Origin of the sequence: Pseudomonas sp. N2-3-1-14, from assembly GCF_041228395.1 — a bacterium.
Lineage (GTDB): Bacteria > Pseudomonadota > Gammaproteobacteria > Pseudomonadales > Pseudomonadaceae > Aquipseudomonas.
Genome location: NZ_CP166199.1, coordinates 5,532,667 through 5,546,218 on the forward strand (window position 1 = coordinate 5,532,667; position 13,552 = coordinate 5,546,218).

The window sequence follows — 13,552 nt, forward strand, 5'->3', positions numbered from 1 at the left end:
CGCAGATTATTTGTGGTAAGGGTGCCCGGACAGAACTGTCCAGGCGCGATACAGCTGTTCACCGATCAGAATCCTTACCAACGGGTGCGGCAGCGTCAGCGCTGACAGCGACCAGCGCTGGTCCGCCCGCGCACAGACTTCCGGCGCCAGCCCTTCGGGGCCGCCGACCATGAAGTTGACCGTGCGCGAATCCAGGCGCCAGCGATCCAGCTCCACCGCCAATTGCTCGGTGCTCCAGGGCTTGCCGTGCACCTCGAGGGTGACGATGCGCTCGTTGGGGCCGACCTTGGCCAGCATGGCTTCGCCTTCCTGACGGATAAAGCGCGCCACGTCGGCATTCTTGCCCCGGGTGTTGAGCGGTATTTCCACCAGTTCCAGCGACAGCTCAGCGGGCAGACGCTTGGCATATTCGTGCCAACCTTCTTCCACCCACTTGGACATGCGTGAACCGACAGCGATCAGACGCAGGCGCACAGCCGTTCCTTATTCCTGGTCTTTGTTGAGCTTGTCGAAGTGCGCGTGGCCCACTTCCGGGCTGTGGTGCTTGCCATCAGCAGCACGGCTCTGCTCGGCGCCTTTCCACAGACGCTCCAGGTCGTAGAACTGACGGGCGTTGGACGTCATCATGTGAACGATCACGTCGTCCATGTCCAGCAGCACCCAGTCGCTGTCGCCCTTGCCTTCTTCACCCAGCGGCTTCACGCCTTGGGCTTTGACGGCTTCGCGAACCTTGTCGAGCATCGCGCCGATCTGGCGGTTGGAGGTACCGGTGGCGATGATCATGAAGTCGGTGATGCTTTGCTTGTCGCGCACGTCCAGCACCTGGATGTCCTGGGCCTTAACGTCTTCCAGGGCAGCCACGGCGACTTTTACCAGCTCTTCGCCAGCCAGCTCAGGGCCGGTGTGCGCTTCAACTGGCAGCGGGGCGCTTTTGAAAGTGCCTTTGCGCTTAACTTTGCTTACGTCTTTGTTCGTCATATAAAACTCGTTTTGCTCGTATGTTCGGGCGCTTGCTGCACGACTGTGCGTGCGATCAAACGCGCCTTTTCAGTTCGACGCACGGTAAAGCCCGTGCGCATCGATGTAGGCCAGGACCGCGTCAGGCACCAGGAAACGTACCGACTTCCCGCTGGCCAGCAGTTGACGGATCTGGGTGGCGGACACCGCAAGCGGGGTCTGCCAGACGAATGCAATATTCCCGTTTGGCCCGGTCAGGGCCAAGGGGTCACTTACCGACCGCGCGGCCAGCAGGTTGCGCAAGGCATCCGGCGGTTCGCTGTCGGCATCCGGGCGTTGCAAAACCAGGATGTGGCAATGCTGGAGGAGTTCCTCCCAGCGATGCCAAGAGGGCAGGCCGCAAAATGCGTCCCAGCCCAAAAGCAGAAACAACTGGTCGTCTGCGGCCAACTCGGCACGCATCAGTTCCAGGGTATCGACAGTGTAGGACGGTTTATCGCGCTTGAGCTCGTGGTCGTCCACCACCAGCGGCGCAATGCCGTCTACCGCCAGGCGCACCATCTCCAGGCGTTGTTGCGGTGATACCTGCGGCGTATCGCGATGCGGCGGCCGCGCGTTGGGCATCACCCGCAGCTCATCCAGCGCGAGGGCGTCCGCCACTTCCAGGGCACTGCGCAAATGGCCGATGTGCACGGGGTCGAAGGTACCGCCGAGCAGCCCGATGCGTTTAGCCATCAAGTGCGCACGTGACCGTCGCCGAACACCACGTACTTCTCGCTGGTCAGGCCTTCAAGGCCAACCGGGCCGCGTGCGTGGAGCTTGTCGGTGGAGATGCCGATTTCCGCCCCCAGGCCATATTCGAAGCCGTCGGCAAAACGCGTCGAGGCGTTGACCATCACCGAAGCGGAATCCACTTCGTTGAGGAAACGCCGGGCATCGCTGAAATGCTCGGAAACAATGGCATCGGTGTGCTTGGAGCCGTATTTATTGATGTGCTCGATGGCCTGGTCCAGGTCGTCGACGATGCGGATCGACAGGATCGGCGCCGTGTACTCGGTGTACCAGTCCTGCTCTGTCGCCTCGATCACGTCCGCGCCCAACAGCGCACGGGTACGCTCACAACCGCGCAGTTCCACGCCCTTGTCACGGTAGATGGCAGCCAGCGGCGGCAGCACGCGATCGGCAATGCCGACGTGCACCAGCAGGGTTTCCATAGTGTTGCACGGGGCATAGCGGTGGGTCTTGGCGTTGTCGGCGATGCGGATCGCCTTGTCGATGTCGGCGGCGATGTCGATGTACACGTGGCACACGCCGTCCAGGTGCTTGATCACTGGCACCTTGGCATCGCGGCTCACGCGCTCGATCAGGCTCTTGCCACCGCGCGGCACGATCACGTCGACAAATTCCGGCATGGTGATCAGCGCGCCAACGGCGGCACGGTCGGTGGTTTCCACCACTTGCACCACTTCAGCCGGCAACTCGGCCACGGCCAAGCCCTGCTGAATGCAGGCGGCGATGGCGCGGTTGGAATTAATCGCCTCGGAACCGCCACGCAGGATCGTAGCGTTGCCCGACTTGAGGCACAGGCTCGCGGCGTCGATGGTCACGTTCGGGCGCGACTCATAGATGATGCCGATCACGCCCAGGGGCACGCGCATTTTGCCGACCTGGATACCGGACGGCAGGTAACGCATGTCGCGGATTTCACCGATGGGGTCAGGCAGCTTGGCCACCTGACGCAGGCCTTCGATCATGTCGTCGATACGCGCCGGGGTCAGCGCCAGGCGGTCGAGCAGGGCTGGCTCCAGGCCATTGGCGCGGCCATTGGCCAGATCCAGTTCATTGGCGGCGGCCAGCTCGGAGCGCGAAGCATCCAGAGCATCGGCGGCGGCCAACAGGGCACGGTTCTTCTGCGCAGTACTCGCACGGGCGATCAACCGCGAGGCCTGCCGGGCAGCGCGACCCAGGCGGGTCATGTAGTCAAGAACGGACTCAGTCATGGTCAGGGAGTCTTGGCAAAGAGGAAAGCGGCAGATTATAGCTGTGACGCCGCCCGACTGACAGCGGTGAGGGGCGGATGGTCGAAATGAACTGTAAAAACTTGGGGTTCAGCGGTAATTAAGGTGGGAGTTGTTATTATTCCGTCACATTTAGCCGCATTAACCCTGATCGCCATGTCCAGTTTTGCCCCTCTGCTCCCCGCCAGCGCCCTGCCCGACAGCTTCTTCGACCGTGACGCGCAAATCCTCGCGCGCGAATTACTCGGAAAAGTCATACGCCACCGCGTGGGCGATATCTGGCTTTCAGCGCGAATTATTGAAACCGAAGCCTATTACGTGGCCGAAAAAGGCAGTCACGCGTCGCTCGGCTACACAGAAAAGCGTAAGGCTTTGTTTCTGGATGGCGGGCACATCTACATGTACTACGCCCGTGGCGGCGATTCGCTGAACTTCAGCGCCCAGGGGCCAGGCAATGCCGTGCTGATCAAATCGGCGTATCCGTGGGTCGATGAGATCTCCGGCCCGGCGAGCCTGGCGCAGATGCTGCTGAACAACCCCGACGCCAACGGCCACCCTCGCCCCGCGCAGAAACTCTGTGCGGGCCAGACGCTGCTGTGCAAAGCCTTGGGATTGAAAGTGCCGATGTGGGATGCCAAGCGTTTTGACCAGGAACTGCTCTACGTTGAAGACGTCGGCCAGGCGCCGTCGCAGATCATCCAGACCACGCGCCTGGGCATCCCCAGCGGGCGTGATGAACATTTGATGTACCGTTTTGTGGACGCGGGCTATGCACCGTATTGCACCCGGAACCCGCTGCGCCGGGGCCAGGTCGAAGGCCGCGATTACTTTTTGGTTTGAACAGACTGAGACTGCTGCTCGCGCGGGTCATTGATACCAGCCACACAGCAGCTCCAATGTGGGAGCGGGCTTGCTCGCGAATGCGGTGTGTCAGCGGCGGATTACTTCACTGAGACACCGCATTCGCGAGCAAGCCAGCTCCCACAATTGATCTTCACTGTCTCAGGTTTCGCAATACAGATATGGAGTTGATTGTATGGGCCAATGGCTCGATAGCATTACCGGCTGGCTGACCCTGAACCCGCAATGGCTGGCCGTCGCGGTGTTTATCGTCGCGTGCGTGGAATGCCTGGCCATCGCCGGGCTGATCGTGCCGGGCACGGTGTTGCTGTTTGCCATTGCGGCGCTCGCCGGCAGTGGCGCGCTGTCCTTGAGTGAAACCCTGTTGCTGGGTTTCCTCGGCGGCTTGCTGGGCGACGGGGTTTCCTACTACCTGGGCCGACATTTCCATCAGAACATCCGACGCTTGCCCGGCCTGCGCCACCATCCTGAATGGATGAACGGCGCAGAAACCTACTTCCACAAGTACGGCATCGCCAGCCTGTTGGTAGGACGTTTCATCGGCCCGTTGCGCCCGATGCTGCCGATGGTGGCCGGGATGTGCGACATGCCCTTCCCGCGCTTTGCCGCCGTGAGCGTGTTGGCGGCGGCCGGCTGGTCGGTGGCCTATCTGCTGCCGGGCTGGGCCACCGGCGCGGCCTTTCGCCTGCCACTGCCGGCCGCTTTCTGGCCGCAGGCAGGTATCGTCGCGGCCTGCCTGGCGGTGTTGCTGGGCCTGAGCTTGAACAGCAGCCTGCGCGGCCATCGTCGCGCCACCTTGTGGATGGGTTGCGCCAGCCTGACGTTGTTGATCGCCCTGTTCATTGGCTACCCGCACCTCAATGATTTTGATCAAGGTTTGAGCGCACTGGTGCAGGAACACCGTAGCCCCTGGCTGGACGAGGTGATGGTGCGGATCACCCAGCTGGGTGAGTTCAGGAAGATGTTTGTCGCCAGCGCCATCTTCACCGGTTTGTTGCTGCTGGCTCGGCAGTGGCGTCATGCGGTGTTCGTCGGCGCGACGCTGGCCGGCGCGGCGGTGATCAACACCGGCACCAAGCTGTTTTTCGCCCGTGGCCGGCCGGAAATCCTCACCGACCCGCTGACCAGTTTCAGCATGCCCAGCGGCCACGCCTCCGGCGCATTTGCGTTTTTCCTGGCGCTGGCGGTACTGGCCGGTCGCGGCCAACCCACAAGATTGCGCCTGACCTGGATGCTGCTGGGCTGTATTCCGGCGGCCTTCATTGCGCTATCGCGCGTCTATCTCGGCGCGCATTGGCCCACGGACATCCTGGCCGGCACGTTGCTGGCGATGACGGTGTGTGCGTTCAGCCTGACCGTCACCCAGTATCAAAGCCCGCTGCCGGCCATGCCGCGCAAGACCTGGTGGCTGCTGCTGCCGGTGCTGGTGGCGCTCATGAGTTTTATCGCCCTGACCGGCACCCCGCACGCCCTGCTGCGCTACGCCTACTGAGTGAAGAGCTCGCCCTGCAACTCGTCGAGCAACATCTGGATGGCATCCAGGCGTTGCTGCGGGTCGTCGAGTTGCAGCAGGTCGATCTTGTCGGCCTCGGTGAACGGCAGCAGATAGGCCAGCTGGTTACCCAAGGCTTGCTGGCCATCGGCGTGGGTGCCCATGTCCAGCGAGGCAACCATCGGATGTTCAGCCAGCGCCTGGAGCAACGCCAGCAGGTCGGCGTCCTCTTCTTCCAGCGGTTGATCCGGCAGCTCTTCGAGCCACTGCACCTCGGCGACCAGCAGCTGGTCCTTCTGCACGCCGGTATCACGCACGCGGAACCTGCGCCCGCCTTCGACGCGAATCCCCAGCAGGCCGTTGTCCTGTTGCTTGAAGTCGCGAATCAGCGCTTCACAGCCGATCAGCGCGTAGCCGTCCGGGGCCATGCCCACTTCCCTGCCGCTTAAGATGCACACCACGCCGAAGCTTTCGCCCTTTTTCATGCAGCGGCTGATCATGTCCAGGTAGCGCGCCTCGAACAGTTGCAAGTCGAGGGTGCAGCCAGGGAACAGCACGGTATTGAGCGGGAACAGCGCCAGACTCATAGAGGTTTCCTTCAAACCCGGTTTAAACGATCACGGACACGGCCAGCGGCAGGAACACCGCCGTGGCCACGCCCATCAGACTCATGGCCAACGCCGCGAAGGCGCCGCACTCTTCGCTTTCCTGCAGCGCGACCGAGGTGCCGACCGCATGGGCGGTCATGCCCAGGGCCATGCCGCGCGCTTCGGGGCTGTGCACGCCCAGGCGCGACAGGTACGCCGGGCCGATCATCGCGCCGACCACCCCGGTGATCAACACAAACACCGCCGCCAGGGCCGCCACGCCACCGATCTGCTCGGCCACCAGCATGGCAATCGGCGAAGTCACCGACTTGGGCGCCATGGTCATCAGCATCCTATGCTCAGCGCCAAACCACCAGCCCAGCAGCACACACAGGCCAGTGGCCAACACGCCACCTACCACCAGCGTAGTAAAAATCGGCCAGAACAATTGGCGGATCCGCCGCAGGTTCAGAAACAGCGGCACCGCCAGGGCCACGGTCGCCGGGCCGAGCAGGATGCCCATGATCTCGGTGCTTTTGCGGTACTCGACGTAAGTCAGGCCACAACTGAGCAATACGCCGATCACCAGCAGCATGGACACCAGCACCGGCTGCAGGAAGATCCAGCGGGTTTTCTCGAAAGCCGCCAACACCAGTTGATAGGCACCAAGGGTGATACCGATGCCGAACAGAGGGTGATGAATGACCGCCGTCCATGCGCCTTGCCAATCGAAGGTCATTGATCCTTCTCCTTGCGCTTGACCATCTGCTGCATCAGCACGCCGACAAAGCCCATGGCGATCACCAGCGACAACACCAGCGCGCCGACGATAGCCCAGAAGTCGGCGGCGATGTCCCTGGCGTACACCATCACGCCCACGGCCGGCGGCACCAGCAGCAATGGCAAATAACGCAACAGGCTGCTGGCGGCCAGGCTCAAGGGCTCGCCGACTTCACCGCGCCAGATCAGAAAGCCCAGCATCAGCAGCAAGCCGATGATCGGCCCAGGCAGCACCGGCACCAGCAAATGGTTGATCGCGGTGCCGATCAATTGAAACAGCACCAGCCATGTCAGGCCCCTTAACAGCATCGCTTATCTCCCCCTCAAAACCCGCCCGCATTATAAGCACGCCGGCTCTATGCTTCGGCATTCGCCAAAAGCATGGTGGGTTGACCGGGTGGGTTGCCCATGATGATCTACCCTGGATTTGGCCCACCTATAAAAACGATGAACCAAGGAGAGTCGCAATGCCCTATGTACCCGTAGCGCAGCTCAAAGATTATGTCGGCAAGGAACTGGGACGTTCCGAATGGCTCACCATCGACCAGGCGCGTATCAACCTGTTTGCGGAGGCCACCGGCGATCATCAGTTCATCCACGTCGACCCGGTCAAGGCCGCGCAGACCCCGTTCGGCGGCACCATCGCCCACGGTTTCCTGTCGCTGTCGCTGATACCCAAGCTGATGGAAGACCTTCTGATCGTGCCTGAGGGCCTGAAGATGGCGGTCAACTATGGCCTGGACAGCGTGCGCTTCATCCAACCGGTCAAGGTCAACTCCAAGGTGCGCCTGAACGTGACGCTCAATGACGTCACCGAGAAAAAGCCTGGCCAATGGCTACTCAAAGCCACCGCCACCCTGGAAATCGAAGGGCAGGAAAAACCGGCTTACGTCGCCGAGTCGTTGTCACTCTACTTCGTGTAAGCCCGCGCCTGTGGTGGGGATATAAACCTCACCACAGCGTATGTAAATTTATGTATGAAACTCGCAGCTGCGGCATACTCGGCGCTCAATTATCCGGATCCCGCTATGCGCCCACTCGCTCCCCTTGCCCTTGCCCTGTTGCTCACCGCTTGCGGAGACGGCGAATCGCTGTTGCCGCCCGATGCGCGCCTGCCCGACGGCGGCCGTTACCGGGGCGATGTGGTCAATGGTTTGCTGCAAGGCCAGGGCCGGGTCGACTACCCCAACGGCAGTTGGTACGCCGGCCAGTTCGACAAAGGTCAATGGCACGGCCAGGGTGAATGGCATGGCAGTAACGGCGAGGTCTATAAAGGTCAGTTCAAGCAAGGCCTGTTCGATGGCCAGGGCAGCCTGACCACGGCGGGCAGCAGTTACGTCGGTGGTTTCAAGAATGGCCGGCGCAACGGCGAGGGCACCCTCAAAGAGGGGCAAATGACCTATCGCGGCGAATTCAAGGACGATCAATATTCCGGCCTTGGCCGCCTCGAGCTGGCCGACGGCAGCCAATACCAGGGCCAGTTCGCCCACGGCAAACCGAATGGCGAAGGCCAGCGTAACGACGACAGTGGCAACCAGTTCAGCGGCCACTTTGTCGATGGCCAACTCGAAGGCAATGGCACGTTCAACAGCGCCGACGGCGACATCTATGTCGGCCAGTTCAAACAGAACCAGCTCAACGGCAAAGGCCGCTATGAAAACGCCGACGGCGACGTGTGGATCGGCCAGTTCAAGGAAGGCGCCCTCAGCGGCAAAGGCGAGCTGATCGGCGTGGACGGCAGCCACTATGTCGGCCAGTTCAGCGACTGGCGCTTCACCGGCGAAGGCCGCTTGAACCTCACTGACGGCAGCTTCTATATCGGGGGTTTCGACAGCGACAGCTATCAAGGCAAGGGCACCCTCGTGCTCACCGATGGCACCGTAGAGGCCGGCACCTGGGTCAACGGCATGCGCGTGCGCGACGCCGACGGCAAGCTGCTGCCCGACCCGCTGGAAATCGGCATACTGGCCCAAGGCCGCTTGCTCGATGCCGCCCTTGCCGCCGTACCCGCCTCCACCCCCGCCGTCGAGCTGTACACCCTGGTGCTGGCCGGCGACGGCAAGCAAAGCGTGTTCCTGCGCGAAGCCGATTACGTGAGCAACATGCTCGCCACCCGTTTCGGCGCGCGCGGGCAGATTCGCCTGGTCAACCACCGCGACCATATTGCCGACCGCCCTCTGGCCACGCGCGAAAGCCTGCGCCGCGCCGTGCAAACCCTTGCCGAGCGCACGGGGCCGGAAGACCTGGTGTTTATCTACATGACCAGCCATGGCACCCACGAACACGAACTGGTGCTCGACCAACCGCGCATGGAACTGGCCGACCTGCCGGCCGATGAACTGGCGGCCGTGCTCGCCCCCCTGAAAAACCGCGACAAGGTCATCGTGATTTCCGCCTGCTACTCCGGTGGGTTTATCCGGCGCTTAAAGATGAGCGGACGCTGATCATGACCGCCTCGCGTGCCGATCGCGTGTCCTTTGGCTGCTCCGAGGAAGCGGACTTCACCTACTTTGGCGATGCCCTTTTCGCACAAGCTTTAAACCAGACAGATGACTTACAGCAGGCTTTCAAACTGGCACAAATGCACGTGGCCGAGCGCGAACAGGCGGACAACTTCGAAGCGTCCGAACCGCAGATCTGGGCGCCCAAAGGCGTGATCGCCCATTGGCAGTTATTACGTAAACAGCAGGCACGAAAGGCGCTCGAAAGCGTCTCAATGAATAGCAAGGAAGCCAAAGGCAACTAAGCTGTAACGTGTTACAAGGGGGAAACACCATGTACCTGACACCACAACATATCTTGCTCGCCGGGGCCTCGGGCCTCACCGGCGAACACCTGCTCGACCGCCTGCTCAACGAACCTACCGTGACCCGCGTACTGGCGCCTAGCCGCAAGCCGCTGGCTGAACACCCGCACCTGGAAAACCCGGTGGGTGACCCAGTGGCGTTGCTGCCGCAACTGAGCGGCCAGGTCGATATCGCCTTCTGCTGCCTGGGCACCACAATCAAACAGGCTGGCTCCGAAGCGGCCTTTCGCGCCGTCGATCTGGACATGGTGGTGGCCTTCGCCAAGCGCGCTCGGGAAATGGGCGCGCGGCACCTGATCGTGATCAGTGCAATTGGCGCCGACCCGAAATCCTCGATCTTCTACAACCGCGTCAAAGGCGAAATGGAACAGGCGTTGAAGGCTCAGGACTGGCCGCAACTGACCATCGCACGCCCTTCGCTGCTGCTGGGAGAGCGCCTGGAACCACGCTTGGCTGAACAGCTCGCCGGGCCGTTGTCGCGGCTGATTCCAGGCAAGTACCACGGCATTGAAGTCTGCGAGCTGGCCCGGGCCATGTGGCGCCTGGCGCTGGAAGAGCAGGACGGGGTGCGAGTGGTCGAGTCGGATGAGCTACGCAAACTCGGCAAGTAATGTCGTTGAGCTCTGGCACACAATAAACGGTGGGAGCGGACTTGCTCGCGAAGGCGGTGGACCAGTCAACTTAGGCATCGACTGACACGCCGCCTTCGCGAGCAAGCCCGCTCCCACATTGGTTTTATGTTGCCTGCGAGGTCGGTGCTACAGACCACCGGTTGCATTAAAACCCACGCCCAATACCGTCAACGCCGACAACGGCAACAGCAGCGTGTCGAGCAACGCACTGGCCGGCAGGTCGATGTGCGGATAGCTCGGCGCTTCAGCGCCAAACCGGTCCTTGGCGCAACAGCCGCCGTTAATCGCATACAAATCCAGCCGTGTGCCGGCGTACACCACCGGCGCGCCAGGCTGCGCGGCGTCGAGCGTGCGCGCGGTGGCGCAGCCCGTCAGTTGCAGCGCCAGCATCACCAGCAGCGCCTTATTCATCGCTGCTCAAATGGTGCTCGCCCCAACGCGGCAGCATGTCCTGGGGAATATTCAGCAGGTTGAGAATCCGCGCGACCACAAAATCCACCAGGTCATCAATGGTCTGTGGCTGGTGATAGAAGCCGGGCGAAGCCGGCAAGATGGTCACGCCCATGTTCGACAACTTGAGCATGTGCTCCAGATGGATACTCGAATACGGCGCCTCGCGCGGCACCAGAATCAGCTGGCGGCGCTCCTTCAAGGTCACGTCCGCCGCGCGCTCGATCAAGTTGTTGCAGGCGCCCGTCGCAATCGCCGACAAGGTGCCGGTCGAGCACGGCACCACCACCATCGCCGCCGGCGCTCCGGAGCCTGAGGCCACGGGCGACATCCAATCCTCTTTGCCGTAAACCTTGATCTGCCCTGCCGCCGCCCCCGTGTATTCGGTGAGGAAGGCTTGCATCATTTGCACTTTGGGCGGCAGCGCGACATCAGTTTCGGTGGCCAACACCAACTGCGCGGCCTTGGAGATCAAAAAATGCACCTCGCGGTCTTCGCGCACCAGGCAATCGAGCAGGCGCAGGCCATAGGGCGCGCCGGAGGCACCGGTCATCGCCAGCGTGACGCGTTCCGGGCCGCTCATTTCAGCGCCTCGGCCAGCTTGCCATGCAGGCCGCCGAAGCCGCCGTTGCTCATCACCACGATGTGGGTACCCGGCGTGGCTTGATACTTGACGTGTTCAATGATGCCCTCGATGGAATCGCAGACGGTTGAGGGCACGCTGCACAGCGCTGCAATGCCCGGCAGGTCCCAGCCAAGGTTGGGCGGCGCATACCAGACCACTTGGTCGGCGTCGTTGACGCTTTCCGGCAGGCCATCGCGGTGCGCGCCCAGCTTCATGGAATTGGAGCGCGGCTCGACAATGGCAATGATCGGCGCATCGCCGACCTGCTTGCGCAGGCCATCCAGCGTGGTGGCAATGGCCGTCGGGTGGTGGGCAAAGTCGTCGTAGATGGTAATGCCGTTGACGTCGGCGACTTTCTCCATGCGGCGTTTCACGCTTTTGAAGGCACTCAACGCGGCGATGCCCATGGCGGGCACCACGCCCACGTGTCGCGCGGCCGCCAGGGTGACCAAGGCGTTGGCGACGTTGTGCTGGCCAGTCATGCCCCACTCGACGATGCCTTGGGCTTGCCCTTCAAACAGCACTTCAAATCTGGAACCGTCTTCGCTGAGCAGCTTGACCTGCCACTGCCCGCCCGCGCCGGTGGTTTGCACCGGGGTCCAGCAACCCATGTCGATCACGCGCTGCAACGCCGGCTCGGTGGTCGGATGGATGACCAGGCCTTCGCTCGGAATGGTGCGCACCAAGTGGTGAAACTGGCGCTCGATGGCCGGCAGATCGGGGAAGATGTCGGCGTGATCGAACTCAAGGTTGTTCAGGATCGCCGTGCGCGGGCGGTAATGGACGAACTTGGAGCGTTTGTCGAAGAACGCGCTGTCGTATTCATCCGCCTCGATCACAAAGAACGGCGTGTCACCCAGGCGCGCCGATACCGCGAAGTTCTGCGGTACACCGCCAATCAAAAAGCCTGGGCTCATGCCCGCGTGTTCCAACACCCAGGCGAGCATGCTGCTGGTGGTGGTCTTGCCGTGAGTGCCGGCCACCGCGAGTACCCAGCGACCTTGCAGCACGTGGTCCGCCAGCCACTGCGGGCCGGAGACATAAGGCAAACCTTTATTGAGTACGTACTCGACCGCTGGGTTGCCACGCACCATGGCGTTGCCGATCACTACCAGGTCTGGCACCGGGTCGAATTGCGACGGATCGTAGCCTTGGGTCAACTCGATACCCTGGGCCTGCAGTTGCGTGCTCATGGGCGGGTAAACGTTGGCGTCGGAGCCGGTGACGTGGTGGCCCAGCTCTTTGGCCAGAACCGCCATAGAGCCCATGAAGGTGCCGCAAATACCGAGAATATGAATGTGCATGGTTGACCTCGTAAAACATCGAGGCAGGTTAGCGCAGGGAGGGGAAAATCGCACTCTTTAGCTGTCGCCGTGCAGCGCTGACGGGGGTCAATCCCGACATGCGTTTACCGAAAAAGAAGTGCCGCCGCATACGCTGTGGTTGCCAGTACGCAACCCATCGAACACAACAGCACGTCTTTCATTGCTGGCTCCGTGGCTCGGAGCCTGGAACGTCGGCGCTCACCTAGGCGGCGCTGGCCCTATGCTTGACTTTCATTGCCCCCATCAATGCGGTAAGGGCCGCCATCCTGGACTCCAAGCCAAGCGCCCGGCTTTTGATGTCGTCTTTTGCGGCCCGGTTGAGGCGGCCTGAAAGGAAATACTCAGCTTCTGCGCTTCGTTGGCAAATGCCGGCTCAATGTAATCAAGCATCTCCTCGAGATAATCCATTCGCTCTTCATTTGTCTTCGCTACCCATTCCAAGCCTGGCTGTACATGCGGCTCGGAACGAAGATCCGCCAAGGTATTCGCCAACAGGAATACGCTCTTCTGACTATGATCCACCAAACGCCCATCCTGAACACTTTGCTCGGTGGCCGCCGTCTGCGCCGAACTGATGAGGGGTTTTACAACCTCCAGAATGGCTCCGCTGACGACCACGCCGACCGTCGACAGCGGTACTGTGACCGCTGCCGTGATGCTGGCGACTTTTGCAATGTCCTTGCGCTGAAGTGGAAGCGCGCGGTCCGCTTTCGCACTGCTGGCTTTCACCAACTCTACTGCGTTTTCTTCCAGGCCCTGTGCAGAAAACGGTTCGACTTCCTGGCCCTCTACTCGACCGGGCGTCGGCTGCGCAAACAACTTATCTCGCAATCCAGCATCTTTCTGGGCTTGCCATTCTTTTTGATGCCTGGCGTGATAATCAGCCATTTCCGGTGTGTCAGGCGTATCAGGTGCCTCTCCCGGCGTGCGGGTACCGCTCGCATGGCCTGGCGCGCTGAAGCCATTCACGTGTGCGTCCACGAACTGCTGATCATAGGCCTGATTGCCAGCCCGGGTTT

15 protein-coding genes and 1 pseudogene are annotated in these 13,552 nt (G+C 61.8%); 5 read left to right on the forward strand and 11 right to left on the reverse strand.

Features of this window, described 5'->3' with window-relative positions:
• Window positions 1–6: 6 nt before the first annotated feature.
• From rlmH to AB5I78_RS25640, 4 genes are all read right to left on the reverse strand, one after another.
• Window positions 7–474 (reverse strand): 23S rRNA (pseudouridine(1915)-N(3))-methyltransferase RlmH, encoded by a 468-nt coding sequence (gene rlmH, locus AB5I78_RS25625; RefSeq protein WP_369302442.1) that lies wholly within the window; start codon window positions 472–474, stop codon window positions 7–9.
• Between the two features lie 9 nt (window positions 475–483).
• Window positions 484–978, reverse strand: coding sequence for a ribosome silencing factor (gene rsfS / locus AB5I78_RS25630; protein WP_003215432.1), 495 nt, complete (start codon window positions 976–978; stop codon window positions 484–486).
• A 69-nt stretch (window positions 979–1,047) separates the two neighbouring features.
• Window positions 1,048–1,692 (reverse strand): nicotinate-nucleotide adenylyltransferase, encoded by a 645-nt coding sequence (nadD, locus tag AB5I78_RS25635; RefSeq protein ID WP_106579377.1) that lies wholly within the window; start codon window positions 1,690–1,692, stop codon window positions 1,048–1,050.
• Window positions 1,692–2,957, reverse strand: a complete 1,266-nt coding sequence (locus tag AB5I78_RS25640; protein ID WP_369302441.1) for a glutamate-5-semialdehyde dehydrogenase — start codon at window positions 2,955–2,957, stop codon at window positions 1,692–1,694. The genes nadD and AB5I78_RS25640 overlap by 1 nt, the downstream gene beginning before the upstream one ends.
• 174 nt (window positions 2,958–3,131) lie before the next feature.
• Between AB5I78_RS25640 and AB5I78_RS25645 the strand changes: the two genes are divergently transcribed.
• The gene (locus tag AB5I78_RS25645) at window positions 3,132–3,815 is read left to right on the forward strand and encodes a DNA-3-methyladenine glycosylase (RefSeq protein ID WP_369302440.1); all 684 of its coding nucleotides are present in this window, start codon (window positions 3,132–3,134) and stop codon (window positions 3,813–3,815) included.
• A 196-nt stretch (window positions 3,816–4,011) separates the two neighbouring features.
• Window positions 4,012–5,328, forward strand: a complete 1,317-nt coding sequence (locus AB5I78_RS25650) for a bifunctional DedA family/phosphatase PAP2 family protein (RefSeq protein ID WP_242201779.1) — start codon at window positions 4,012–4,014, stop codon at window positions 5,326–5,328.
• On the opposite strand, the gene AB5I78_RS25655 is transcribed toward AB5I78_RS25650, so the two are convergent.
• Genes AB5I78_RS25655 through AB5I78_RS25665 form a run of 3 tightly spaced genes read right to left on the reverse strand, consistent with a single transcriptional unit; the run spans window position 5,322 to window position 7,004 of the window.
• Window positions 5,322–5,915, reverse strand: coding sequence for an LON peptidase substrate-binding domain-containing protein (locus AB5I78_RS25655; RefSeq protein WP_145162492.1), 594 nt, complete (start codon window positions 5,913–5,915; stop codon window positions 5,322–5,324). The genes AB5I78_RS25650 and AB5I78_RS25655 overlap by 7 nt on opposite strands.
• Before the next feature lie 22 nt (window positions 5,916–5,937).
• Window positions 5,938–6,654, reverse strand: a complete 717-nt coding sequence (locus tag AB5I78_RS25660; protein WP_106579382.1) for an LrgB family protein — start codon at window positions 6,652–6,654, stop codon at window positions 5,938–5,940.
• Complete coding sequence (locus AB5I78_RS25665; protein WP_145162495.1) at window positions 6,651–7,004, reverse strand: CidA/LrgA family protein; 354 nt, start codon at window positions 7,002–7,004, stop codon at window positions 6,651–6,653. The genes AB5I78_RS25660 and AB5I78_RS25665 overlap by 4 nt, the downstream gene beginning before the upstream one ends.
• Before the next feature lie 158 nt (window positions 7,005–7,162).
• Here AB5I78_RS25665 and AB5I78_RS25670 point away from each other — a divergent pair, with 158 nt between their 5' ends.
• The 3 genes and pseudogenes from AB5I78_RS25670 to AB5I78_RS25680 all read left to right on the forward strand — a co-directional run bounded on the left by AB5I78_RS25670 (window position 7,163) and on the right by AB5I78_RS25680 (window position 10,112).
• Window positions 7,163–7,618 carry a MaoC family dehydratase gene (locus AB5I78_RS25670; RefSeq protein ID WP_369302439.1) on the forward strand — a complete coding sequence of 152 codons (456 nt, stop codon included), beginning with the start codon at window positions 7,163–7,165 and terminating at the stop codon, window positions 7,616–7,618.
• 105 nt (window positions 7,619–7,723) lie between these two features.
• Window positions 7,724–9,441 (forward strand): annotated as a pseudogene (locus AB5I78_RS25675) (C13 family peptidase).
• 29 nt (window positions 9,442–9,470) lie between these two features.
• Window positions 9,471–10,112, forward strand: coding sequence for an oxidoreductase (locus AB5I78_RS25680; RefSeq protein WP_106579386.1), 642 nt, complete (start codon window positions 9,471–9,473; stop codon window positions 10,110–10,112).
• A gap of 147 nt (window positions 10,113–10,259) precedes the next feature.
• On the opposite strand, the gene AB5I78_RS25685 is transcribed toward AB5I78_RS25680, so the two are convergent.
• From AB5I78_RS25685 to AB5I78_RS25700, 4 genes are all read right to left on the reverse strand, one after another.
• Complete coding sequence (locus AB5I78_RS25685) at window positions 10,260–10,544, reverse strand: YceK/YidQ family lipoprotein (RefSeq protein ID WP_145162504.1); 285 nt, start codon at window positions 10,542–10,544, stop codon at window positions 10,260–10,262.
• The gene (gene ubiX, locus AB5I78_RS25690; protein WP_003219402.1) at window positions 10,537–11,166 is read right to left on the reverse strand and encodes a flavin prenyltransferase UbiX; all 630 of its coding nucleotides are present in this window, start codon (window positions 11,164–11,166) and stop codon (window positions 10,537–10,539) included. Before ubiX ends, AB5I78_RS25685 begins: the two co-directional genes overlap by 8 nt.
• Entirely contained in the window at window positions 11,163–12,512 is a 1,350-nt protein-coding gene (gene mpl / locus AB5I78_RS25695; RefSeq protein WP_369302438.1) for a UDP-N-acetylmuramate:L-alanyl-gamma-D-glutamyl-meso-diaminopimelate ligase, read from the reverse strand. Before mpl ends, ubiX begins: the two co-directional genes overlap by 4 nt.
• Window positions 12,513–12,776: 264 nt before the next feature.
• Window positions 12,777–13,502, reverse strand: coding sequence for a hypothetical protein (locus AB5I78_RS25700; protein ID WP_370004149.1), 726 nt, complete (start codon window positions 13,500–13,502; stop codon window positions 12,777–12,779).
• Between the last annotated feature and the right edge of the window lie 50 nt (window positions 13,503–13,552).